Source organism: Acidovorax sp. M2(2025) (genome assembly GCF_049330835.1).
Taxonomy (GTDB): Bacteria; Pseudomonadota; Gammaproteobacteria; order Burkholderiales; family Burkholderiaceae_C; genus Acidovorax.
Genome location: NZ_CP186262.1, coordinates 1769218 through 1791167, shown reverse-complemented (window position 1 = coordinate 1791167; position 21950 = coordinate 1769218). Strand labels below are relative to the sequence as shown.

Annotated in this window: 19 protein-coding genes; 7 read left to right on the top strand and 12 right to left on the bottom strand. The window is 69.8% G+C overall.

Going from position 1 to position 21950, the window contains the following annotated elements:
• Positions 1-69: 69 nt before the first annotated feature.
• The 5 genes from ACOYR3_RS08190 to ACOYR3_RS08170 all read right to left on the bottom strand — a co-directional run bounded on the left by ACOYR3_RS08190 (position 70) and on the right by ACOYR3_RS08170 (position 5156).
• Complete coding sequence (locus ACOYR3_RS08190) at positions 70-1002, bottom strand: electron transfer flavoprotein subunit alpha/FixB family protein (RefSeq protein ID WP_422845413.1); 933 nt, start codon at positions 1000-1002, stop codon at positions 70-72.
• Between the two features lies 1 nt (position 1003).
• Positions 1004-1759, bottom strand: coding sequence for an electron transfer flavoprotein subunit beta/FixA family protein (locus ACOYR3_RS08185; protein ID WP_422845953.1), 756 nt, complete (start codon positions 1757-1759; stop codon positions 1004-1006).
• A 166-nt stretch (positions 1760-1925) separates the two neighbouring features.
• The gene (locus ACOYR3_RS08180; RefSeq protein ID WP_422845952.1) at positions 1926-3281 is read right to left on the bottom strand and encodes a mechanosensitive ion channel family protein; all 1356 of its coding nucleotides are present in this window, start codon (positions 3279-3281) and stop codon (positions 1926-1928) included.
• Between the two features lie 11 nt (positions 3282-3292).
• Complete coding sequence (locus ACOYR3_RS08175) at positions 3293-4087, bottom strand: enoyl-CoA hydratase (RefSeq protein ID WP_422845951.1); 795 nt, start codon at positions 4085-4087, stop codon at positions 3293-3295.
• A gap of 163 nt (positions 4088-4250) precedes the next feature.
• Positions 4251-5156, bottom strand: coding sequence for a histone deacetylase family protein (locus ACOYR3_RS08170; protein WP_422845950.1), 906 nt, complete (start codon positions 5154-5156; stop codon positions 4251-4253).
• 107 nt (positions 5157-5263) lie between these two features.
• Here ACOYR3_RS08170 and ACOYR3_RS08165 point away from each other — a divergent pair, with 107 nt between their 5' ends.
• The 6 genes from ACOYR3_RS08165 to ACOYR3_RS08140 all read left to right on the top strand — a co-directional run bounded on the left by ACOYR3_RS08165 (position 5264) and on the right by ACOYR3_RS08140 (position 12413).
• Positions 5264-6184, top strand: a complete 921-nt coding sequence (locus tag ACOYR3_RS08165) for an AAA family ATPase (protein WP_422846551.1) — start codon at positions 5264-5266, stop codon at positions 6182-6184.
• Positions 6181-7221 (top strand): DUF58 domain-containing protein, encoded by a 1041-nt coding sequence (locus ACOYR3_RS08160; RefSeq protein ID WP_422845949.1) that lies wholly within the window; start codon positions 6181-6183, stop codon positions 7219-7221. Before ACOYR3_RS08165 ends, ACOYR3_RS08160 begins: the two co-directional genes overlap by 4 nt.
• Positions 7222-7329: 108 nt before the next feature.
• Positions 7330-9354 (top strand): transglutaminase TgpA family protein, encoded by a 2025-nt coding sequence (locus ACOYR3_RS08155; protein WP_422845948.1) that lies wholly within the window; start codon positions 7330-7332, stop codon positions 9352-9354.
• 84 nt (positions 9355-9438) lie between these two features.
• Positions 9439-10509, top strand: coding sequence for a lytic murein transglycosylase B (gene mltB, locus ACOYR3_RS08150; protein WP_422846550.1), 1071 nt, complete (start codon positions 9439-9441; stop codon positions 10507-10509).
• A 150-nt stretch (positions 10510-10659) separates the two neighbouring features.
• Positions 10660-11646, top strand: a complete 987-nt coding sequence (locus ACOYR3_RS08145) for an ABC transporter ATP-binding protein (RefSeq protein WP_422845947.1) — start codon at positions 10660-10662, stop codon at positions 11644-11646.
• A complete protein-coding gene (locus ACOYR3_RS08140) occupies positions 11643-12413 on the top strand; it encodes an ABC transporter permease (RefSeq protein ID WP_291487453.1) in 771 nt (256 codons plus the stop codon). Before ACOYR3_RS08145 ends, ACOYR3_RS08140 begins: the two co-directional genes overlap by 4 nt.
• Before the next feature lie 183 nt (positions 12414-12596).
• Here ACOYR3_RS08140 and ACOYR3_RS08135 read toward each other — a convergent pair whose 3' ends face one another.
• Positions 12597-13943: a branched-chain amino acid ABC transporter substrate-binding protein gene (locus tag ACOYR3_RS08135; RefSeq protein WP_422845946.1), complete on the bottom strand. Its 1347-nt coding sequence runs from the start codon at positions 13941-13943 to the stop codon at positions 12597-12599.
• Positions 13944-14035: 92 nt separating this feature from the next.
• Here ACOYR3_RS08135 and ACOYR3_RS08130 point away from each other — a divergent pair, with 92 nt between their 5' ends.
• Complete coding sequence (locus tag ACOYR3_RS08130; RefSeq protein ID WP_422845945.1) at positions 14036-14425, top strand: Hsp20/alpha crystallin family protein; 390 nt, start codon at positions 14036-14038, stop codon at positions 14423-14425.
• 123 nt (positions 14426-14548) lie between these two features.
• On the opposite strand, the gene ACOYR3_RS08125 is transcribed toward ACOYR3_RS08130, so the two are convergent.
• The 6 genes from ACOYR3_RS08125 to ACOYR3_RS08100 form a co-directional block, all read right to left on the bottom strand.
• Positions 14549-15754 carry an ABC transporter permease gene (locus ACOYR3_RS08125; protein ID WP_422845944.1) on the bottom strand — a complete coding sequence of 402 codons (1206 nt, stop codon included), beginning with the start codon at positions 15752-15754 and terminating at the stop codon, positions 14549-14551.
• Positions 15754-16530, bottom strand: coding sequence for an ABC transporter ATP-binding protein (locus ACOYR3_RS08120; protein WP_422845943.1), 777 nt, complete (start codon positions 16528-16530; stop codon positions 15754-15756). The genes ACOYR3_RS08125 and ACOYR3_RS08120 overlap by 1 nt, the downstream gene beginning before the upstream one ends.
• Positions 16527-17912, bottom strand: a complete 1386-nt coding sequence (locus ACOYR3_RS08115; protein ID WP_422845942.1) for an efflux RND transporter periplasmic adaptor subunit — start codon at positions 17910-17912, stop codon at positions 16527-16529. Before ACOYR3_RS08115 ends, ACOYR3_RS08120 begins: the two co-directional genes overlap by 4 nt.
• A gap of 55 nt (positions 17913-17967) precedes the next feature.
• Positions 17968-19419, bottom strand: a complete 1452-nt coding sequence (locus ACOYR3_RS08110; protein WP_422845941.1) for an efflux transporter outer membrane subunit — start codon at positions 19417-19419, stop codon at positions 17968-17970.
• Between the two features lie 213 nt (positions 19420-19632).
• Positions 19633-20673 (bottom strand): tRNA (adenosine(37)-N6)-threonylcarbamoyltransferase complex transferase subunit TsaD, encoded by a 1041-nt coding sequence (gene tsaD, locus ACOYR3_RS08105; protein WP_422845940.1) that lies wholly within the window; start codon positions 20671-20673, stop codon positions 19633-19635.
• Positions 20674-20744: 71 nt separating this feature from the next.
• Positions 20745-21911 (bottom strand): branched-chain amino acid ABC transporter substrate-binding protein, encoded by a 1167-nt coding sequence (locus tag ACOYR3_RS08100; protein WP_422845939.1) that lies wholly within the window; start codon positions 21909-21911, stop codon positions 20745-20747.
• Positions 21912-21950 lie beyond the last annotated feature (39 nt).

Here is a 21950-nt window from a genome sequence, read left to right as displayed (position 1 = left end):
CTCCGAGAAAGCAGAAATTCGTCAAAAAAAAGGCATCGCAAGCGATGCCTTTGTGCAAGCCGCAGGGCCTTACAGGGCCTTGACCAGTTCCGGCACGGCCGTGAACAGGTCGGCTTCCAGGCCGTAGTCGGCCACGCTGAAGATCGGGGCCTCCGGGTCCTTGTTGATCGCCACGATCACCTTGGAGTCCTTCATGCCCGCCAAGTGCTGGATGGCGCCCGAGATGCCCGCGGCGATGTACAGCTGCGGCGCCACGATCTTGCCGGTCTGGCCCACTTGCAGGTCGTTGGGGGCGTAGCCCGCATCCACCGCAGCGCGGCTGGCGCCGATGGCGGCGCCCAGCTTGTCGGCCAGCGGGGTGATGACTTCGTCGAACTTTTCCTTGCTGCCCAGCGCCCGGCCGCCGGAGACGATGATCTTGGCGGCGGTGAGTTCGGGGCGGTCGCTCTTGGCGATTTCGCTGCCCACGTAGCTGCTCTTGCCAGAGTCCTGCGCTGCTGCGGCGGTTTCGACTTGTGCGCTGCCGCCGCTGGCGGCTGCGGCGTCAAAGCCGGTGGTGCGCACGGTGATGACTTTCACGGCGTCGCCCGATTGCACGGTGGCGATGGCGTTGCCGGCGTAGATGGGGCGCTCGAAGGTGTCGGCACTCACGACCTTGGTGATGTCGCTGATCTGGGCGACATCGAGCTTGGCGGCCACGCGGGGGGCGACGTTCTTGCCGCCGGCGGTGGCGGGGAAGACGATGTGGCTGTAGTTGCCCGCGATGGCGAGCACCTGGGCTGCGACGTTCTCGGCCAGGCCGTGGGCCAGGCCGGGGGCGTCGGCGTGGATGACTTTGGCCACGCCGGCGATCTGGGCGGCGGCTTGCGCTGCGGCGCCCGCGTTGTGGCCGGCCACCAGCACGTGCACGTCGCCGCCGCAGGCGGCGGCAGCGGTGACGGTGTTGAGGGTTGCGCCCTTGATGGTGGCGTTGTCGTGTTCAGCAATAACGAGTACCGACATCTCAGATCACCTTTGCTTCGTTCTTGAGTTTTTCGACCAGGGCGGCCACGTCGGCCACCTTGACGCCAGCGCCGCGCTTGGCGGGCTCGCTCACCTTGAGGGTCTTCAGGCGGGGTGCAACGTCCACGCCGAGGTCTTCGGGCTTGATGGTGTCCAGCTGCTTTTTCTTGGCCTTCATGATGTTGGGCAAGGTGACGTAGCGGGGCTCGTTCAGGCGCAGGTCGGTGGTGATGACGGCGGGCAGCGTCAGCGAGAGGGTTTCCAGGCCGCCGTCGATTTCGCGGGTGACGCTGGCTTTGTCTGCGGCCAGTTCGACCTTGCTGGCGTTGGTGGCCTGGGGCAGTTCGGCCAGGGCGGCGAGCATCTGGCCAACCTGGTTGGCGTCGTCGTCGATGGCTTGCTTGCCCAGGATGATGAGCTGGGGCTGCTCTTTGTCCACCACGGCCTTCAGGAGCTTGGCCACGGCCAGGGGCTGCAGGTCCAGCTCGGCCGGGGTTTCCACCAGGATGGCGCGGTCGGCACCAATGGCCATGGCGGTGCGCAGGGTTTCCTGGCACTGGGCCACGCCGCAAGAGACTGCGATGACTTCGGTCACCAGGCCCTTCTCCTTCAGGCGCACGGCCTCTTCGACGGCGATTTCGTCAAAGGGGTTCATGCTCATCTTCACGTTGGCGATGTCCACACCCGTGTTGTCCGACTTCACGCGGACCTTCACGTTGTAGTCCACCACGCGCTTGACAGGGACCAAGACCTTCATTGCAGCGGCTCCTCGATAGAGTTGGTTGAATTGACGTTTACGTAAACTAAAACATTCTATGCCGCACTGCAGCGAAACCGCTACGGAGCCGGGGCACAGACCACACGATTGCAAAAAAGAACGATCGTGCTTTTTCTGAATTATAGGGCAGTGCGTCGCCCCGGTGTCAGGCCGCGCTGTCGCCTGCGGCACCCAGCCGGGCGGGCGCCTGGGCTGGCGCGGCGGCCACCGCCCCGGCCAAGGCGGGCGCAGCGCCGTCGACCTGCACATGCATGACCCGCTGCGGATAAGGGATTTCGATGCGGTGGGCACGCAAGGCCTGGAGGATGGCGCGGTTGATGTCCGAGCGCAGCCCCAGCGACCCGTTTTCGGGGTCCGCGATCCAGAAGCCCACCGTGAACTCCAGCCCATCCGCGCCAAAGGCCGACAGCGACGCGCTGGGAGCGGGGTCGCGCAGGACCCGGGGGCTGGCCAGGGCCGCTTGGGCGAGCAGCTGCGCCACCTGGTCCACATCGCTTTCGTAGGCCACGCTCACGGTGGTGGACATCCACACGCGCGGGTCGGACAGCGACAGGTTTTCCACGCGCTGGGTGATGAGCAGCTCGTTGGGCACGATGGATTCGCGCCCCGCGGGCGAGCGGATCACGGTGTAGCGGGCGTTGATCTGGGTGATGCGGCCTTCAAAGTTGTCCAGCTTCACGTTGTCCCCGATGCGCATGCTGCGCTCGGCCAGGATGACGAAGCCGCTGACGTAGTTGGCCGCCAGCTTCTGCAGGCCGAAGCCGATGCCCACGCCCACCGCGCCGCCCAGCACCGACAGCGCCGTGAGATCAATGCCCGCGGCGGACATGGCCGCGATGAGCCCCACGAAGACCAGCACCGCCCGCAGCGCGTTGCTGATGGCCTTGCGCAGCGACAGCTCGCCCCCCGTGGCCGAGCGCAGCAGCCGGGCCTCGATGGCGGCGGACACCCACAGCGCCACCAGCAGCACCGCGCCGGCAGTGAGCGCGCCTTCGATCATGGTGCGCACCGACAGGGTGGACGCCCCCACCTTCCAGGTGATGCGGTCCAGCTCGTCCAGCACGCGGGGCAGCAGCCCCGTGACCCACAGCACCATGGTCAGCCAGGCCAGCCAGGAGATGGAGCGTTCGATGGGCCGCACCCACGCGGAATGGGGGAACGCCGCCTGCAGCACCTTGGCGCCCAGGCGGATCACCACCAGCGAGGTGAGCACGGGAATGATGACCTTGAAGGCGGCCACGGGCCACCAGGTGAGGATCAGCGTGCGCGCCAGATAGCCCAGGCCCAGCAGCACCAGCGGAAACAGTGCGCCATCCAGCACGCGCTCGCCAAACAGGATGGAGCGCGGGTCCCGCTGGCCCAGGGCGCGGCGCAGCCCGAAGACCGCGCCCCACGCAAGCGCCGCGCACAGCGCCAGCGCGCCCAGCTCGATCAGCACCGAGGGCTGCACAAACGCGGCCAGCCAGCCGCCCACGTCCTCCAGCATGGGCGTGGAATCCATGCGCACCGCCATCAGGTGCGCTTCCAGGCCGGGCTGCGCTTCTCGGCGAAGGCGCGGGCGCCCTCCTGCGCGGTTTCATGGACCATGTTGGCGGCCATGGTCTGGCCCGCCAGCTGGTAGGCGGCATCCAGCCCCAGCTCGCGCTGCTGGTACACCAGGGCCTTGCCCATGGCCACCGCCACGCGCGGCTTCTGCAGGATGGATTGCACCAGCTGCTCCACCTCGGCGTCCAGCGCGGCGGCGGGCACCACGCGGTTCACCAGTCCCTCCTCGCGCGCCGTGGCGGCGTCGATGAAATCGCCGGTGAGCAGCATCTCCATGGCCCGCTTGGCGGGCACGTTGCGCACCAGCGGCACGCTGGGCGTGGCGCAAAACAGGCCGTAGTGGATGCCGCTGGTGGCAAAGCTGGCCGTGTCGGCCGCCACCGCCAGGTCGCACTGCGCCACCAGCTGGCATCCGGCCGCCGTGGCCATGCCGTGCACGCGCGCAATCACGGGCACGCTGAGCTTGTGGATGCTGAGCATCACCCGGCTGCACTGGGCGAACAGCTGCTGGTAGTAGGCCAGTTCCGGGTTCGCGGCCATGTCCTTGAGGTTGTGCCCCGCGCAGAACGCCTTGCCGGCCGCAGCCAGCACCACCACCCGCGCCGTGTCGTCGCGCGCCACCCCGTCCAGCGCCTGCTGCAGCGCCGCCAGCATCTCGGTGCCCAGCGCGTTGAAGCGCGAGGGGTCGTTCAGGGTGAGCGTGACCACGCCACGCGCGTCGCGGGCCACCTGCAGCAGGGAATCGGTGCTTGAACTTGTCATATCTTTCTCTCGTACTTCTGACCTGGGCATGCCCGCAGCCACTGTCGCGGCCACGCGGAGGCCGCCGCGCAAGGGCCGCCCCGCCGCGCTGGCGGCGTCCCCCTTCCGCAGCGCACAGCGATGCAAGAGAAGGGGGAAGCGGCGAAGCCGCTCAGGGGGATGCTCACAAGTCCGCCAGGATCCGCAGATGCGCCTCCACGCTGCGCGACAGCGGCCCCATCACGTAGCCGCCTTCCAGGCACGACACGATGCGCCCCTTGGCAAAGCGCCGCGCCACGTCCTTCACCCGCTGCGTGATCCAGGCATAGTCCTGCTCGGTCATGCCCAGCTGGCCCATGTCGTCCTCACGGTGGCCGTCAAAACCGGCGCTCACAAAGATCATCTCGGGCTTGAAGGCTTCCAGCCGGGGCATCCACATCATCTCGATGATCTCGCGGATGTCCATGCCGCGGGTGTAGGCCGGCACGGGCACGTTCACCATGTTGGGGGCCGGGTTGTGGTCGCCGCTGTAGGGGTAGAACGGGTGCTGGAAGATGCTGACCATCAACGCGCGCTCGTCGTTCGCCAGGATGTCCTCGGTGCCGTTGCCATGGTGCACGTCAAAGTCCACGATCGCCACGCGCTGCAGGTTGTAGCGCTGCAGCGCGTACTTGGCGGCCACGGCCACGTTGTTGAAAAAGCAAAAACCCATGGCCTTGTCGCGGCAGGCGTGGTGGCCGGGCGGGCGCACCGCGCAGAAGGCGTTTTCCACCTCGCCCGCCATCACGGCGTCGGTGGCGGCCAGCGCGGCGCCGGCCGCGCGCAGCGACGCCTTCCAGGTGTGGGCGTTGATGGACGTGTCGGTGTCGATCTGCGCATAGGCGGGGCCGCCCGCCAGCAGCTCTTCGTTGAGCCGGTCGGACAGGCCGCGCAGCGCCGCGATGTGCATGCGGCCGTGGGCCAGTTCGATGTCGGCCAGCGAGGCCTCGGGGGCTTCGTAGCGCTCCAGCGCGTCGGCCACGCCGGTGGCCAGCAAACGGTCTTCAATCGCGTCCAGCCGCTCGGGGCACTCCGGGTGCCCCGGGCCCATCTCGTGCTTCCAACAATCCCGGTGGGTGAAATAGCCCGTTTTGCTCACAGTCTTGCCCCTGCTTGTCCCATTTCTTGGATTTTTTCGGATAACGTCGCGCCATGATGATGAACACACAGCACAAGATCAAATCGCTCCTGGATCAGCTTAACACGGTGATTGTGGGCAAACAGGCCCAGGTCCAGGACTGTGTGGCCTGCCTGCTGGCGGGGGGGCACCTGCTGATCGAGGACGTGCCGGGCGTGGGCAAGACCACGCTGGCGCACGCGCTGTCGCGCACCTTCGGGCTGCAGTTCTCGCGCGTGCAGTTCACCGCCGACCTGATGCCCAGCGACCTTACCGGCGTGTCGGTGTACGAACGCGGCAAGGAGTCCTTCGTGTTCCACCCGGGCCCCGTGTTCGCCCAGGTGCTGCTGGCCGACGAGATCAACCGCGCCAGCCCCAAGACGCAAAGCGCGCTGCTGGAGGCCATGGAGGAAAAGCAGGTGTCGGTGGAGGGCGAAACCCGCGCCCTGCCCCACCCCTTCTTCGTGATCGCCACGCAGAACCCGCACGACCAGCTGGGCACGTTTGCCCTGCCCGAATCGCAGCTGGACCGCTTCCTCATGCGCATCTCCATCGGCTACCCCGACCGTGCGGCCGAGCGCATGCTGCTGGCGGGGGCCGACCGCCGCGACATGGTGGACAGCATGCTGCCGCTGCTGTCGGACGAGGAACTGGCCGAGCTGCAGCGCCAGGTGCAGGCGGTGCACACGGCCGAGCCGCTGCTGAACTATGTGCAGGACCTGATCGCCGCCACGCGTTCGGGCCGCTGGTTCCTGCAGGGCCTGTCGCCGCGCGCGGGCATCGCGCTGGTGCGCGCGGCCAAGGCCCAGGCGCTGATCAGCGGGCGCGACTACGTGGCCCCCGACGACGTGCAGGCCGTGCTGCCCCAGACCATCGCCCACCGCCTGGTGCCCGTGGGCGACGCCGGCCGTGGCGCGGTGGAGCAGGTGCGCGCCATGGTGGACGCCACCCCGCTGCCGTGACCGCGCACTCCGAACCGGCCGTAGCGCCGGCCTGGTCCCGCGCCGCCGCTGCGCTCAATCCGCTGGCGCTGCTGCGGCGGCGTTTTCAGCGCTGGTGGCAGGCCCGGCTGCCCCTGAGCGACACCCTGGTGCTCACGCAGCGCAATGTCTACATCCTGCCCACGGGCGCAGGCTGGATGCTGGCGCTGACCCTGGCGGTGCTGCTGGTCGCCTCGATCAACTTCCAGCTCAACCTGGGCTACCTGCTCACCTTCCTGCTGGCGGGCAGCGCGGTGATCGGCATGCACCTGTGCCATGCCAACCTGCGGGGGCTGACGCTGCACCTGAAGGCCCCGGAACCCCACTTCATGGGCACCAGCACCGCGTTCGAGGTGCAGCTGTCCAGCGACCGCGCCACGCCGCGCTACGGCATTGCGCTGGCCGTGCACGGCACGGGCCGCAAGGAGCCGCACCACTGGGCCTGGACCGACGTGCCCGCCCAGGGCCAGACCAGCGTGCAGGTGGCCTTCCGGCCCGAGCGACGGGGCCTGCACCGCGTGCCCACCCTCACGGCCGAAACCCGCTTTCCGCTGGGCACCTTCCGCGTGTGGACCTACTGGCGCCCGGCCGCCCAGGTGCTGGTGTACCCGGCGCCCGAAACCCCCGGGCCGCCGCTGCCGCCCGGGGAGCCGCGCGCCAGCGGCACGGGCAGCGCGTTATCGCAGGGCATTGGCGAGTTTGACGGCGTGCGGGCCTACCGCCGCGGCGATCCGCTCAAGCTGGTGGTCTGGAAAAAGGCGGCCAAGTCGCTGGCCACGGGCACTGACGACCTGGTGAGCCGCGATGCCCAGCAGGCCCAGCGGCACGAGCTGTGGCTGGACCCGGCCCGCACCGGCCTGACCGACCCCGAGGCCCGCATCTCCCGCCTCACCGCCTGGGTGCTGCAGGCCGACCGCCTGGGCCTGGACTACGGCCTGCGCCTGCCGGGCGCCGAAATCGCGCCCGACAGCGGCGCCGCCCACCGCCGGCGCTGCCTGGAGGCGCTTGCACTGTGCTGATTCGTACCAAAATGCCTTCCAGCGCTTTGTGGATAGGCGCTGGAAGCTATCATTTAGATAGCAAACTTGCTCCAGCCTTCCCCACCCTCACGGCATGACCTTCCCGCAATGACCCTGCGACAGACCCTTGCCTCCCTGCCCCGCGAAGCGCGCGACACGCTGTTCCTGCTGTTCGTGATCGCCTGGGTGATCGCGCCGCAGGTGGCCAACCTGCCGCCCTGGACCAGCCTGCTGGCGGGTGGCCTGCTGCTGTGGCGTGGCGTGCTGGCGTGGCGGGGCCGCCCCCTGCCCGGCCGCTGGACGGTGGCAACCTTGCTGATCGTGGCCGTGGCCGGCACGCTGGTCACGCACCGCACCATCCTCGGGCGCGACGCGGGCGTGACGCTGATCGTGGTGCTGCTCGCCCTCAAGATGCTGGAGCTGCGCGCGCGCCGCGACGCCATGGTCGTGTTCTTCCTGGGCTTCTTCACGATGCTCAGCAATTTCTTCTTCTCGCAGTCGCTGGCCACGGCGGCGGCGATGCTGGTGGCGCTGCTGGGGCTGCTCACGGCGCTGGTCAACGCCCACATGCCGGTGGGGCGGCCGCCGCTGGCCCAGACGTTCCGCATTGCCGGCAGCATGGCGCTGCTGGGCGCGCCCATCATGGTGGCGCTGTTCATGCTGTTCCCCCGCATCGCGCCCCTGTGGGGCATGCCCACCGACAGCATGAAAGGCAGCACCGGCCTGTCGGGGGTGATGAAGGTGGGCTCCATCGCGGAGCTGGCCCTCAACGACGCGGTGGCCCTGCGCGTGCGGTTCGAGGGCCCGGCGCAGGACATTCCGCAGCAGTCGGCCATGTACTTCCGCGGCCCCGTGCTCGCCGGTTTCGACGGGCGGGAATGGCAGGCGGAGCCGTTCCGCGAAGACAGCGCACTGGCCGCGCGGATCGGCCTGCCCGCCAACCTGCAGGTGCAGGGCCCGGCCGTGCGCTACGAAGTGACGATGGAGCCGCAAAAGCGCCCTTGGCTCATGGTGCTGGAGGCCACCCCCAACGCCCCCGAGCTGCCCAACATGCAGGCGTACATGACGCAGGACCTGCAGTGGATGACCAGCCGCCCCATCATGGACGTGATGCGCTACCGCGCCGAGAGCTACCCCACGTTCCGCCACGGCCCCGAGACCGCCGTGCGGCAGCTGCACGTGCACGAGGAACTGCCGCCCGGCTTCAACCCCCGCACCCTGGCGCTGGCCGCGCAGATGCGCGCCGACCCCTCGCTCAGCGCCGGGGGCACGCCGGCGCTGGTCAACGCGGCCCTGCAGCGGCTGCGCACCGGCGGCTACACCTACACGCTGGAGCCCGGCGTCTACGGCGAACACACGGCGGACGAGTTCTGGTTCGACCGCAAGGAGGGTTTTTGCGAGCACATCGCCTCGGCCTTCGTGGTGCTGATGCGCGCCATGGACATCCCGGCACGCATCGTCACCGGCTACCAGGGCGGCGAGATGAACTACTTCGACGGCTACTGGACCGTCCGCCAGAGCGACGCCCACGCCTGGGCCGAAGTCTGGATGGAGGGCCGCGGCTGGGTGCGGGTGGACCCCACCGGCGCCGTCGCACCGGGCCGCGTGGGCCAGTTCCAGCGGCTGCGGGCCCCGCAGGGCGCCTTTGCCGCCGCCATGGGCACCCTCAGCCCCGGCCTGGCGCAGAACCTGCGGGCCGCGTGGGAGGCCGTCAACAACCGCTGGAACCAGTGGGTGCTCAACTACACGCAAACGCGGCAGATGGACCTGCTCAAGGCGCTGGGGTTTGAGTCCCCCAGCTGGCAGGACCTCACCACCGTGATGGGTTTTCTCGTCATTGCCGCCGCCCTGGGCGGCATTGCCTGGAACCTGTGGGAGCGCAGCCAGCACGACCCCTGGCTGCGGCTGCTGGCCCGCACGCGCGAGCGCCTGGCCCGCGCCGGCCTGGAACTGCCCGCCACCATGCCCCCGCGCGCCATGGCCGCCCAGGTGCAGGCCCGGTTTGGCGCCGGGGCCGCCACGCTGGCCGACTGGCTGCTGCGCCTGGAACGGCTGCGCTACGCTCCCCACCCGGACACCGAACTGGCCGCCCTGCGGCGCGAATTCAGCGGGCTGCCCTGGCCGAAGAAATGACACCGTGGCGCGGGCGGGCGGCGCCCTGCCTGCCCGCCCCCGCCACCCATCCCCATGAAGAAGACTGTGGAACTGACCGTGAAAATGCCCGCCCGGCGGGCTGCGATTGCTCTTTTTTTGATAGCTGCTTGCGCAATACCCGCCTTGGCAAACCCCAAAAAAGGCCCAAAATCCGGTGCCGCGCACAACCGGCCGGCGGTGTACTACGCCTCCCGCCCCGAGGCCCTGGAATTTGCCGACGACCTGGCCGCACGCCGCAACCTGGACCGCGAGTGGGTGCGCCAGGCCATCGGCCAGGCCCAGTTTTTGCCGCAGATCCCGCGGCTCATGCTGCCGCCGCCCAAGGGCGCGCCCAAGAACTGGCGGGCCTACCGCAGCCGGTTCGTGGAACCGGTGCGCATCCGCGCGGGCCTGCGGTTCTGGGAAGAGAACCAGGCCGCCCTGGAGCGCGCCGAGCGCGAGTACGGCGTGCCCGCCGAGATCATCGTGGGCATCCTGGGCGTGGAAACCATCTACGGGCAGCAGATGGGCAATTTCCGGGTGATGGACGCGCTGGCCACGCTGGCGTTCGACTTTCCGTCGGCGCACCCGCGGGCCGCCGAGCGGGCCAGTTTTTTCCGGCGCGAGCTGGAGCAGTTCCTGAGCCTGTCCGACCGCAGCAACACCGACCCGTTCGGGCCGCGCGGCAGCTATGCGGGCGCCATGGGGCTGGGGCAGTTCATGCCGTCCAGCTGGATGCGCTACGCCGTGGACTTTGACGGCGACGGCCGCATCGACCTGTTCCGCAGCGCGGCCGATGCCATCGGCTCGGTGGCCCACTATTTCCAGGGCCACGGCTGGGTTCCCGGCATGCCCACGCACTACGCGGTGCAGTTTGACAACGCCCGGCTGCAGCTGGACGCCCTGCTGGCCCCCGACATCCTGCCCACCTTCAGCGCGGCCAGCCTGCAGGCCCAGGGCGTGGTGCTGGACGAGGCCGCCGCCCGCCACACCGGACCGCTGGCGCTGGTGGAGCTGCAAAACGGCGGCGACGCCCCCACCTACGTGGCCGGCACGGAGAACTTCTACGCCATCACGCGCTACAACTGGTCCAGCTACTACGCCATGGCCGTGATCGAGCTGGGCCGCGAGGTGGCGGCAGCCCGCGCACGCTGACGCGCCGGGCGCAGACAGGAGCCCCCCGGCCCCAGTGCCACGGCGGGGATTGGGCCGCACGCCGGCGCGCGGACGCGAGTCACGCCACAATGCAGCGCTTCGGCCGCGTGCGCGGCAGCCCTCTTCCTCCCCCACCCCACCCTTTTGCCCATGCCAGCAGCAGCACCACCGCCCACTGCCACCTCTTCGGACGCCATCGTTCGCGTGCGCGGCGTCAGCAAGACGTACGCGGGCGGGTTCCAGGCGCTCAAGCACATCGACCTGGACATCCGGCGCGGCGAGATCTTTGCCCTGCTCGGCCCCAATGGCGCGGGCAAGACCACGCTGATCAGCGTGATCTGCGGCATGAGCAATGCCACGGCCGGCACCATCACCGCCGACGGCCACGACACCGTGCGCGACTGGCGGGCCGCCCGCGCGGCCATCGGCCTGGTGCCGCAGGAACTGCACACCGACTCGTTCGAGACCGTGTGGGCCACCGTGAGCTTCAGCCGCGGCCTGTTCGGCAAGGCGCCCGACCCGGCGTACATCGAGAAGATCCTCAAGGACCTGTCGCTGTGGGACAAGAAGGACACCAAGATCCTGGCCCTCTCGGGCGGCATGAAGCGCCGCGTGCTGATCGCCAAGGCGCTGTCGCACGAGCCCAGGATCCTGTTCCTGGACGAGCCCAGCGCGGGCGTGGACGTGGAGCTGCGCCACGACATGTGGCGCCTGGTGCGCAAGCTGCGCGACGCCGGCACCACCATCATCCTGACCACGCACTACCTGGAAGAAGCCGAGGACATGGCCGACCGCATCGGCGTGATCCGCAAGGGCGAGCTGATCGTGGTGGAAGACAAGGCGGTGCTGATGCGCAAGCTGGGCAAGAAGCAGCTCGCGATCACGCTGCAGCAGCCGCTGGCGGAGGTGCCCGCCGCGCTGGCCCGCTGGCCGCTAGCGCTAAGCCAGGGCGGCGCCACGCTCACCTACACCTTCGACTCGCAGCAGGACGACACGGGCATTGCCGCGCTGCTGCGCGCCCTGCAGGAGCACGGCATCGACTTCAAGGACCTGCACTCCAGCGAAAGCTCGCTGGAAGACATCTTCGTGAGCCTGGTGCACCAGGCCCCCGCCGAACGAAAGGCAGACCCCGCATGAACGGCCCCAACCTGCATGGCGTGCTCGCCATCTACCGCTTCGAGATGCACCGTGCGTTCCGCACCTGGATGCAGAGCCTCATCGCCCCGGTGCTCACCACGGCGCTGTACTTCATCGTCTTCGGCTCGGCGATCGGCTCGCGCATGGGCGACATCGGCGGCGTGAGCTATGGGGCCTACATCATCCCCGGCCTGCTCATGCTGTCGCTGCTGTCCGAGAGCATCTCCAACTCGGCCTTCGGCATCTACATGCCCAAGTGGTCGGGCACCATCTACGAGCTGCTGAGCGCGCCGGTGAACTGGGTGGAGGCGCTGCTGGGCTACGTGGGTGCAGCGGCCAGCAAGTCGCTGCTGGTGTCGGTGCTCATCCTGGCCACCGCCCGCGTGTTCGTGCCGTACCAGGTGGCCCACCCGGTGTGGATGGTGGGCTTCCTGGTGCTCACCGCCGTCACGTTCTGCCTGTTCGGCTTCATCATCGGCCTGTGGGCCGACAGCTTCCAGAAGCTGCAGGTCATCCCGCTGCTGGTCATCACGCCGCTCACCTTCCTGGGCGGTGCGTTCTACAGCATCAACATGCTGCCGCCGCTGTGGCAGGCGGTGTCGCTGTTCAACCCGGTGGTCTACCTCATCAGCGGCCTGCGCTGGGCGTTCTACGGCCAGGCCGACGTGCACATCGGCGTGAGCACGGGCATGACGCTGGTGTTCATGGCCCTGTGCCTGGCCGTGGTGTGGTGGGTGTTCAAAACCGGGCACCGCATCCGGCGCTGAGTTCCTTCCGAACCATCCGAAACATCCGTTCGGGCTGAGCTTGTCGAAGCCTTGCGCAGCGCTTCGACAAGCTCAGCGTGAACGGTTCAGAGCCGCATCTCGCATCGCCATCACGCATAGGCCGTTCGGGCTGAGCCTGTCGAAGCCTTGCGCAGCGCTTCGACAAGCTCAGCGGCCGAAGGCTCAATACCGCTGCATGTTGCAGCTGTGCGGCTGCTGGGCCTTGGCGGCCGGAATCTGCCGCACCACGCGGAACCCGTAGCCCGAGCCTTCCACGTCGAACTTCACGCCCGGCGTGCCCTTCTTGTCCATCACGCCCACCACCAGCGCCTGCTGGAACTGGTGGTCCGCCGCGCGCATGCTGCCGCCCTGGCCGGAGAGCTGCACGTTTGCGTTCTCCAGCTGCCGCGCCACTGCCGTCGCCTCGGTGCTGCCCGCGCGCTCGATGGACTGGGCCAGCGCCTCCACCATGAGCTGCATGCGCATGTGGACGTAGTCGTCCTGCGGCTTGGGAAAGCGCGTGCGGAAGGACTGGTAGAACGCCTCGCTCTGTGCGCCCGGCACGTTGGGCAGCCAGTCGGCCACGGCCACCACCTTGCCGATGCCCGCGTCGCCCATCGCCGCCGGAGCACCCAGCGCGTTGCCATAGAAGGTGTAGAAGCTGCCCTCGTACCCCACCTCGCGCGCGGCCTTCACCAGCAGCGTGAGGTCGTTGCCCCAGTTGCCGGTGACAACCGCCTGCGCGCCGCTGGTCTTGATCTTCACGGCGTAGGGGGCGAAGTCCTTCACGCGGCCGATGGGGTGCAGCTCTTCCCCGGCGATGGCAACGTCGGGCCGCTGCGCCCCCAGCTGCTTGCGCGCCTCGCGCAGCACGGCCTGGCCGAAGCTGTAGTCCTGGCCGATGAGGTACACGCTCTTGAGGGCCTTGTCCTCGCGCATCACGTCCATGAGCGCGGCCATGCGCATGTCGGCATGCGCGTCGAAGCGGAAGTGCCAGAAGCTGCACTTCTCGTTGGTCAGGATCGGGTCCACCGCCGCGTAGTTCAAAAAGACCACGCGCTTGGCCGGCTCGCGCTCGTTGTGCTTGTTGATGGCCTCGATCAGCACCGCGGCGGTGGCCGAGGAGTTGCCCTGCAGGATGACCTGCGCGCCATCGTCAATCGCGGCGCGCAGGGCCGACAGGGCTTCCTCGTTCTGGCCCTTGCTGTCATAGCGCTCCAGCACCAGCGGGCGCGGGCCGCCAGCCGCTGCGGGCAGCTGCACGCCGCCGCGCGCGTTCACGCGCTCCATGGCCCAGAACACGTTGCGGTAGACGGCCTCGCCGGTGTTCGCAAAGGCGCCCGACAGGCTTTCGATCAGCGCGACCTTGATGGGCTTGCCCTGCACCACCGCGGCCCCGGGCGCAGCGGCCTGGGCCTGGGGGGCGGCCAGCGGCAGCAACGCGCAGGCCAGCGCGGCGGATGCCGCCAAAACGGTGTGACGTAATGCCGCGGCGCTGGTTTTCAAGCCCACGGAACGCAATTTATTCATGCCACTTTTTCCCTTGAAATGCACGGTGGCCGTACACACCTCCTTGGCATGCGGCGACCACGTCGAGAGCCGCGCAGTGTATAGGAGTCCCCATGATCTTCGCCCCCGTGATCCGCCGCGCCGCGTATGCCCAAGCCCCCCGTTCCGCAGACATGGCGCTGCAGCGCTTTCTGATGGGCGCCCTGGCACCAGCCGCCGCAGCACCTGCCGCCGGCTGCACCATCACGCAGGATGAAAAAGCCACCACGCTGCAGCTGGATGTGCCCGGCCTCACCCGCGAGCAGCTCACGATCAGCATCGAAGGTGCCGTGGTGCGCGTGCAAAGCGTGGAAGGCGCACCGCGCCAGGTGCAGCGCGCCTGGGAGCTGGCCACCGAGGTGGACGCCAGCGCCAGCACCGCCAAGCTGGAAAACGGCGTGCTCACGCTGACGCTGGCCCGTGTGGAGCCCGCCAGCAAGGCCGCCACGCTGACGATCCACTGAGCGCCCCGCACGCCCGCGCCGCGGGCACCGAGATAGCTATATTTTCAATAGCTTCCAGCGCCCGCCCCGCAAGGGCTGCGGGCGTTTTTTATAGATATTTCCCTTGCCGCGCCGGGTGCTTTCTCATTCATGCCGCAGCGCATCGATGGGGTCCATGCGCGCCGCGCGGCGGGCGGGAAAATAGCCGAAGACCACCCCGATGCCGGCCGAGAACACAAACGACAGCAGGTTCACGCCCGGGTTGAACAGGTAGGGCACGCCCATCAGGCCCGACAGCGCGAGCGACGCGCCCATGGCCAGCACGATGCCGATGAGCCCGCCCAAGGCGGCCAGCACCACAGCCTCGATCAGGAACTGCAGCAGCACCTCGCGCTCCAGCGCGCCGATGGCCAGGCGCAGGCCGATCTCGCGCGTGCGCTCCGTCACGCTCACCAGCATGATGTTCATGATGCCGATGCCGCCCACCAGCAGGCTCACGGCGGCCACGGCGCCCAGCAGCGTGGTCAGCACCTTGGTGGTGCCCGAGAGCGTATCGGCCAGCTGCTTGGTGTCGAGCACGTTGAAGTTGTCTTCGTCCGAATCGGAAAGTTTGCGCAGCTCGCGCAGCAGCTGGGTGAGGCTCGCCTTCACCCGCTCCGGGTCGCTGCCGTCCTTCATCGACACCAGCAGCGTGTTCACCCGCGTGTTGCCGGTCACCCGCCGCTGCAGCGTCTTGAGCGGCACCAGCACGGTGTCGTCCTGGTCGTTGCCGAACGCGCCCTGGCCCTTGGAGGCGAGCACGCCCACCACCTCGCACGAGAACGCCTTCACGCGCAGCTGGCCGCCCAGGGCGTCCTCGCTGCCAAACAGCTCGCGCCGCACGGTCTCGCCGATCAGGCAGACGGCAGCGCCCGCGCGCAATTCCGCGTCGGTGAAGATGCGGCCGGTGCGCACCGTCCAGTTGCCGGTCTGCAGCCAGGCGTTGGTGCTGCCGATGACGCTGGTGGACCAGTTGCGCCCGCCCACCACCACGGTGGCGCCGGTGCGCGCCTCGGGCGCCACGGCCAGGATGCCGCCGATCTGCTGGGCGATCACGTCGGCATCGGTGTCCTTGAAGGCCGGCGCCCCCGTGCCGCCGCCCGGCCCCAGGCGCTGCCCGGGGCGCACCTGCAGCAGGTTGGTGCCCAGGCCCGAGATCTGGTTCTGGATGGCCAGCGTGGCGCCGTTGCCCAGCGTGACCATGGTGATCACCGCGCTCACGCCGATCACGATGCCCAGGATGGTGAGGAACGACCGCATGAGATTGCGCCGGATGGAGCGCAGCGCCAGGAGCAGGGTGTTGAGCAGCATCAGGCACCTCCCGCGTGCGCTGGCGCTGGCGCCACCGGCGCGTCCGCCGTACCGCTGCGCAGCCCCGCCGGGGACGGGTTGGGCGCATCGCTGTCCACCACGCCGTCCACGAAGCGCACGATGCGCCGCGCGTACTGCGCCATGTCAGGCTCGTGCGTGACCATCAGCACGGTGATGCCCTGGTCGGCATTGAGGTGCCACAGCAGCTCCATGATCTCGTGGCTGCGCTGGGTGTCGAGGTTGCCCGTGGGCTCGTCGGCCAGCAGCACATCGGGCTCGGTGACGATGGCGCGTGCGATGGCCACGCGCTGCTGCTGCCCGCCCGACAGCTCGGCCGGCGTGTGGTGCTCCCAGCCCTTGAGTCCCACCGCCGCCAGCGCACGGGCCGCGGCGGCGTGCCGCACTGCGGCCGACTCGCCCCGGTACAGCAGGGGCAGTTCCACATTCTCCTGGGCGGAGGTGCGCGCCAGCAGGTTGAAGCCCTGGAACACAAAGCCAAAGTAGCGCCGCCGCAGCCGCGCCCGCTCGTCGCGCGAGAGCGACTCCACATGCACGCCCTTGAACAAATACTCGCCCGTGGTGGGCCGGTCCAGGCAGCCCAGCGTGTTCATGGCCGTGGACTTGCCCGAGCCGCTGGGGCCCATGATGGCCACGAAGTCGCCCTGCGCGATGTCCAGGTTCACCCCTTTCAGGGCCTGGAAGGCCAGCGCGCCCTCGCCGTAGACCTTGGTCACGCCGCGCAGGCGGATCAGCGGAACCTCGCCCGGCGCGCTCATGGCTTGGCACCGGCGGTGCGCTGGTCGGTGATCACGGCCATGCCGGGTGCAAGGCCTTCGCCCGTGACCTCGGTGTGGCGGCCGTCGCTGATGCCCACCTGCACCGCCATGGGCCGGGGCGTCCCGTCCTGCAGCACCCAGATCTGGCGCAGCTTGCCCGCGGCGTCGCCCGCCTCGGCCCCGTTGCCCGGCTTGCGCGGCCCCGAGCCTGTGCGCGGCATGCGCGGCATGAGCTGGGACATGATGCCGCCCCCGCTGCCCGACGACGCGGGCGGGCGGGCGCCCCCGGCCGCTGCCGGCGCACCCGTCCCGGCAGCGCCGGAGGGGGTGAAGCGCAGCGCGGTGTTGGGCACCATCAGCACGTCCTTGCGTTCGGTGGAGGTGATGGTGGCCGCGGCCGTCATGCCCGGGCGCAGGCTCAGGTCGGCGTTGTTCACGTCCAGCCAGGTGATGTAGGTAACCACGTTGTCGGTCTTGGTGGAGCCGAACGACACGCGCGTGACGGTGGCCGGGTAGCGGCGCGACGGGTAGGCGCTGACGGTGAAGCTGGCGTTCTGCCCCACCTTGACCGAGCCCACGTCGGCCTCGTCCACGTTCACGTCCAGGCGCAGCCGGGTCAGGTCTTCGGCCACCGTGAGCAGTGTGACGGCCTGCAACGACGCGGCCACGGCGTTGCCCGGCTCCACCGAGCGGGCCAGCACCACGCCATCGATGGGCGAACGGATGGAGGCCTTGGACAGGTTGGTCTCGTCCGTGGACAGGGCGGCGCGGGCGTCCTGCACCGAGGCGCGGGCGCTGGCCTCGTCGGCCCGCGCGCGGTCCAGCGTGGCGCGGCCGGTGTCCAGCTCGGCGGCCGAGGGCACCTTGCCGCCCGACAGCCGGGCCACCTCCTCCAGCCGGCCCAGGTTGGCCTGGGCCTCCTGGGTGGTTGCCGCGGCCTGGGCCAGGCGCGCCTGCGCCGAGGCCAGCGAGGCCCGCGAGCGCAGCACTTGCGCGTCGAGCTTTGCGGTGTCCAGCTCCACCAGCAGCTGGCCCTTGCGGACCTTGTCGTTCACGTCCACCAGCACGTTGCGCACCGTGCCGGACAGCTCGCTGCCGATGGTGACGGAGCGCGTGGGCTGCAGCGTGCCGTTGGCCGCCACCGTCAGCGTGAGGTTGCCCCGGCCCAGCGCCTCGGTCACGTAGCTGGGTGCGGCGTGGGCACTCTGGCGGCTTTGCCAGGCGTACCCGCCCGCCGCGGCCAGCCCGAGCGCGGCCACGCCCAGCCACAGCGACCGGCGCTGCCACCAGCGGCGCGGGCGGTCGGCGCCCAGCAGGGCGTTCAGGTCAGCAGGGGCAGCAGAAGCCGGCGGGGATGCCGGGGACGGATCGGTGTGGGGCATGGCGGTGAATCGGGGTCAATGAAAGGCCGGGCAACGGAAAGGCCGGTGGGACGGCTCAGCGGCGCGCCAGGGCATCTGCGGGCTGCGCCTGCCACCCGCCGCCCAGCGCCTTGTACAGGCGCACGTGGTCGGCCGCGACACTGGTGGCGGTGATGGACTGGCTCTCCTGCGTGGACAGCAGCGTGCGCTGCGTCTCCAGCACGGACTGGAAGTCGATAAGCCCGCTGCGGTAGCGCTGCTGGGCCAGCAGCGCCGCATTGCCGGCGGCCTCTGCGGCGGCCTGCAGCCGGGTGAGCCGGTCGCGGTCCCCCTGCAGCGCGGCCAGGGCGTTTTCCACGTCCTGCAGGGCGGCGAGCACGGTGGCTTCGTACGCCACGCGGGCCTGTTCCAGCGCGGCTTCCTGCACGCGCACCTGGGCCCGCGCGGCGCCGCCATCCAGCAGCGGCACGGACACGCTGCCCAGCAACGCGCTGGTGACCGCACCGCCCCCCGTGAGCGCACCCAGGGTGAGGGCCCGCAGCCCCACCGAGCCGCTGAGGGAGAAGCTGGGGTAGCGCGCAGCGTCGGCCTGCGACACGCGCTGCAGCGCTGCGGCAATGCGCTGCTCGGCCGCACGCACGTCGGGCCGCTGGCGCAGGGTTTCGGCCGGAATCGCCAGCGCCAGCGCGGCGCCGGGCTGGGGCACGGGGGCGGCGGCGGCCAGCGCCGCATCCAGCGCGCCGGGGGGCTGCCCCGTCAGCACCGCCAGGGCATACCGGGACTGCGCAAGGCTCGCTTCGAGCGACGGGATCTGCGCGGCCGTCTGCTCCGCCGCGGCGCGGGCCTGCTCGGACACCAGCGAGGTGGCCAGCCCGGCCTGCAGGCGCCACTGCGCGATCTGCAGTGTTTCCTGCTGGCTGGCCAGGTTGCTGCGCGCAATGGCCAAGCGCTGCTGCAGGCCGCGCAGCTCGATGTAGTTCACGGCCACTTCCGCGGCCAGCGAGACCTGCACGTCGGCAAGGCTGGCCTCGGCGGCGCGCGCGTCGGCTTCGCTGGCGCGCACGCCGCTGCCCAGGCGGCCGAACACGTCGGGCTCCCAGCTGGCATCAAACCCGGCCTGGAAGCTGTTGCCCGTACTGTTGGCCGCGCGGCTGCGCTGCGCCGAGGCGGACGCGCGCACCCCGGGCTGCAGGCCGGCGGCCTGCACGTCCACCTGCGCGCGCGCCTGCTGCAGCGCCGCCTGGGCCGCACGCACGCTGGTGTTGGCCGCCAGCGCCCGCTCCACCAGGGCGGTGAGGTCTGGGTCGCCAAACCCCTGCCACCACTGCGCCAGCGGGGTGGCGGCAGCCCCAGCGGTACCGCCCTGCCCCACCGGGCCGGCAGCTGCCCACGCCGAGGGCACCGCCACGGCAGGCACCCCGCTGCCCGCGGGCGCCAGGCTGGCGCAGCCCGACAACGCGAGGCACAGCCCCACCCCCCAACCCAACCCCAGCGCCGGTCCCCCTCCTTGCGCCAGCGCGGCGGACATCCGCCGCATCAACGCAGCGGCGCGGCCGTCAGGCGGGGCAGGCAAGAGGGAGGCAACCTGGGGAAATGGACGCATGGCGCGGCACGGCTCAAGGAAGGGCATGCCCCGATTGTGAAGAGCCCCGCGGGGACCTGCGTACCCCAACGGTCAAGCCCACGTAAAGAAATGCTGCAGTGCACATGGCGCCAGGGTTGCGGTGCCCGTGCGCGGCCGTCACACCGCGATGGCGTCCAGCGGCCAGCGCGGCTTCACGTCAAACGCGTAGTCGGTGTTGGCCTGCTGCTGCCCGGCTTGCAGGCGCATGGCGGCGGCCATGGCGATCATGGCCCCGTTGTCGGTGCACAGGTGCAGCTCGGGGTAGTGCACACGCACCTTGCGCTGGGCACAGGCCGCATTCAGCTGCGCGCGCAGGTGGCGGTTGGCGCCCACGCCGCCGGCGACGACCACGCGCTTCAAGCCGGTTTGCTGCAGCGCGGCCAGCGTCTTTTTCACCAGCACGTCCACGATGGCCGCTTCGGTGCTGGCGGCCAGGTCGGCCTTGCGCTGCTCCAGCCCGTCGCCCAGCTTCTTCGCCTGGGTGAGGACCGCCGTCTTCAGGCCCGCAAAGGAAAAGTCCAGGTCGCCGCTGTGCAGCAGCGGCCGGGGCAGCTTGAAGGCGGTGGCATCGCCGTGCTCGCCCAGCCGGGACAGCGCCGGCCCTCCGGGGTAGCCCAGGCCCATGAGCTTGGCCGACTTGTCGAACGCCTCGCCGGCGGCGTCGTCAATGGTCTCGCCCAGGATCTCGTAGCGGCCCACGCCGTCCACCCGCATCAGCTGGGTATGCCCGCCCGACACCAGCAGCGCGACAAACGGAAACTCGGGCGGGTCCGCGCTCAGGAACGGCGACAGCAGGTGGCCCTCCAGGTGGTGCACGCCCAGCACCGGCTTGCCCAGCGCGGCGCCCAGCGCGCAGGCCACGCCCGCCCCCACCAGCAGTGCCCCTGCCAGCCCGGGGCCGCGCGTATACGCCACCACGTCCACGGCGGCCAGCGGCTCGCCCGCGTCGCGCAGCACCTGCGTGGCCAGCGGCAGCACGCGGCGGATGTGGTCGCGGCTGGCGAGTTCCGGCACCACGCCGCCGTAGGCCTGGTGCATCTCGATCTGGCTGTGCAGGGCATGCGCCAGCAGTGTCGGCACGGCGCTCCCGGTGGCACGCACCAGGGCCACACCCGTTTCGTCGCAGGACGACTCGATCCCCAGAATCAGCAAGCTCATGGCCCCGAGTGTAAAACCCGGGGCCGGGGCCACGCCTGGCACCGGTCGCGCGGCCCGGCAGCGCGCACGGCCTACCAGCGGTCGGAGCGCATGCGCAGCTCCCAATTGCCGCCGCGCAGTTCGTACACGCCCACCGCGCCGTAGCGCTGCTCGCCCTTGTCGTCCCAGGTCATGGTGCCCGTCACCGGGGCGTAGCCATTGATGCTGTGCAGCACCTTGCCGATCTCCTTGGGGTCGGCGGACTTGGCTTTCTGGATGGCCGCGGACAGCACGTACATGCTGTCGTAGCTGTAGTGCCCGCCATAGGCCGGCGGCTTCTTGTAGGCCTCGATGTACTTTTCCAGGAAGGCCTTGCCGGTGGTGAACTCCTTGGCCTCCAGCACGGGGGACGTGGCGTACATGCCCTCGATGATGCCCGCGCCCTTGGTCATGTCGGTGGTCTTGATGGTGTCGCCCCCGAGCAGGCTGACCTTGGTATGGCCCACCTTGCGCAGCGCCTCCAGCAGGGCCAGCGCCTGGAAGTCGTTGAGGGTGGAGACGATGACCTCCACCTGGGCCGCCTTGAGCTCCGCGGCCAGGGCATCAAAGGCCGTGGTCTTGTCGTCGAACGACTTGCGCACCACCACCTCCTTCTTGTCGGCCCGCAGCTGTGCGGCGGCCCCGTCGGCCAGCCCCTTGCCGTACGGCGTGCCGTCGTCCAGGGCGGCGTAGCGGGAGGCGCCCAGCTGCGCGGCGGCGAACGAGCCCATGGCGCGGGCCTGTAGCGTGTCGTTGGCCACCATGCGGAAGGTGGTGGGCAGGCCCAACTGGGTGAACTTGGGGTTGGTGGAGATGGCCAGCTGCGGAATGTCCTTGGCGGCGTAGATGGGTGCGGCATCGATGCTCACGCCGGAGTTCAGGTGCCCGATGACCGCCACCACGCCGGCGTCCACCAGCTGCTGCGCCACGGTCTTGCCCGTGGCCGCGTCGGCCTTGTCGTCCACCGACACGACCTCCAGCGTCACGCGCTTGCCGTCCACCGTGTAGCCTCCCTTGTTCAGCTCGGCCACCGCCAGATTGACGCCGTTGAGCAAATCGTGCCCCAGCGCACCCAGCGGCCCGCTCAGCGGTTGCGCCACACCGATCTTCACGGTATCCGGCACCTTGCTGCAGCCCGACAGCCCCACGGCCCCCGCCGCGGCCAGGGCGGCGCACGCCAACGCGGTCAAGACAGTCCTCCGACGCACCTGTGTGTTCATGCCAATTTCCTTCTCTCTGTGGATGTGAATGTGACCGGA

Excerpts from the sequence above, each read along its gene's own strand:
- ACOYR3_RS08190 (WP_422845413.1), bottom strand. The coding sequence starts at position 1,002 with ATGTCGGTACTCGTTATTGCTGAACACGACAACGCCACCATCAAGGGC.
- ACOYR3_RS08185 (WP_422845953.1), bottom strand. The coding sequence starts at position 1,759 with ATGAAGGTCTTGGTCCCTGTCAAGCGCGTGGTGGACTACAACGTGAAG.
- ACOYR3_RS08180 (WP_422845952.1), bottom strand. The coding sequence starts at position 3,281 with ATGGATTCCACGCCCATGCTGGAGGACGTGGGCGGCTGGCTGGCCGCG.
- ACOYR3_RS08175 (WP_422845951.1), bottom strand. The coding sequence starts at position 4,087 with ATGACAAGTTCAAGCACCGATTCCCTGCTGCAGGTGGCCCGCGACGCG.
- ACOYR3_RS08170 (WP_422845950.1), bottom strand. The coding sequence starts at position 5,156 with ATGGGCCCGGGGCACCCGGAGTGCCCCGAGCGGCTGGACGCGATTGAA.
- ACOYR3_RS08165 (WP_422846551.1), top strand. The coding sequence starts at position 5,264 with ATGAACACACAGCACAAGATCAAATCGCTCCTGGATCAGCTTAACACG.
- ACOYR3_RS08155 (WP_422845948.1), top strand. The coding sequence starts at position 7,330 with ATGACCCTGCGACAGACCCTTGCCTCCCTGCCCCGCGAAGCGCGCGAC.
- mltB (WP_422846550.1), top strand. The coding sequence starts at position 9,439 with ATGCCCGCCCGGCGGGCTGCGATTGCTCTTTTTTTGATAGCTGCTTGC.
- ACOYR3_RS08145 (WP_422845947.1), top strand. The coding sequence starts at position 10,660 with ATGCCAGCAGCAGCACCACCGCCCACTGCCACCTCTTCGGACGCCATC.
- ACOYR3_RS08140 (WP_291487453.1), top strand. The coding sequence starts at position 11,643 with ATGAACGGCCCCAACCTGCATGGCGTGCTCGCCATCTACCGCTTCGAG.
- ACOYR3_RS08135 (WP_422845946.1), bottom strand. The coding sequence starts at position 13,943 with ATGAATAAATTGCGTTCCGTGGGCTTGAAAACCAGCGCCGCGGCATTA.
- ACOYR3_RS08130 (WP_422845945.1), top strand. The coding sequence starts at position 14,036 with ATGATCTTCGCCCCCGTGATCCGCCGCGCCGCGTATGCCCAAGCCCCC.
- ACOYR3_RS08125 (WP_422845944.1), bottom strand. The coding sequence starts at position 15,754 with ATGCTGCTCAACACCCTGCTCCTGGCGCTGCGCTCCATCCGGCGCAAT.
- ACOYR3_RS08120 (WP_422845943.1), bottom strand. The coding sequence starts at position 16,530 with ATGAGCGCGCCGGGCGAGGTTCCGCTGATCCGCCTGCGCGGCGTGACC.
- ACOYR3_RS08115 (WP_422845942.1), bottom strand. The coding sequence starts at position 17,912 with ATGCCCCACACCGATCCGTCCCCGGCATCCCCGCCGGCTTCTGCTGCC.
- ACOYR3_RS08110 (WP_422845941.1), bottom strand. The coding sequence starts at position 19,419 with ATGTCCGCCGCGCTGGCGCAAGGAGGGGGACCGGCGCTGGGGTTGGGT.
- tsaD (WP_422845940.1), bottom strand. The coding sequence starts at position 20,673 with ATGAGCTTGCTGATTCTGGGGATCGAGTCGTCCTGCGACGAAACGGGT.
- ACOYR3_RS08100 (WP_422845939.1), bottom strand. The coding sequence starts at position 21,911 with ATGAACACACAGGTGCGTCGGAGGACTGTCTTGACCGCGTTGGCGTGC.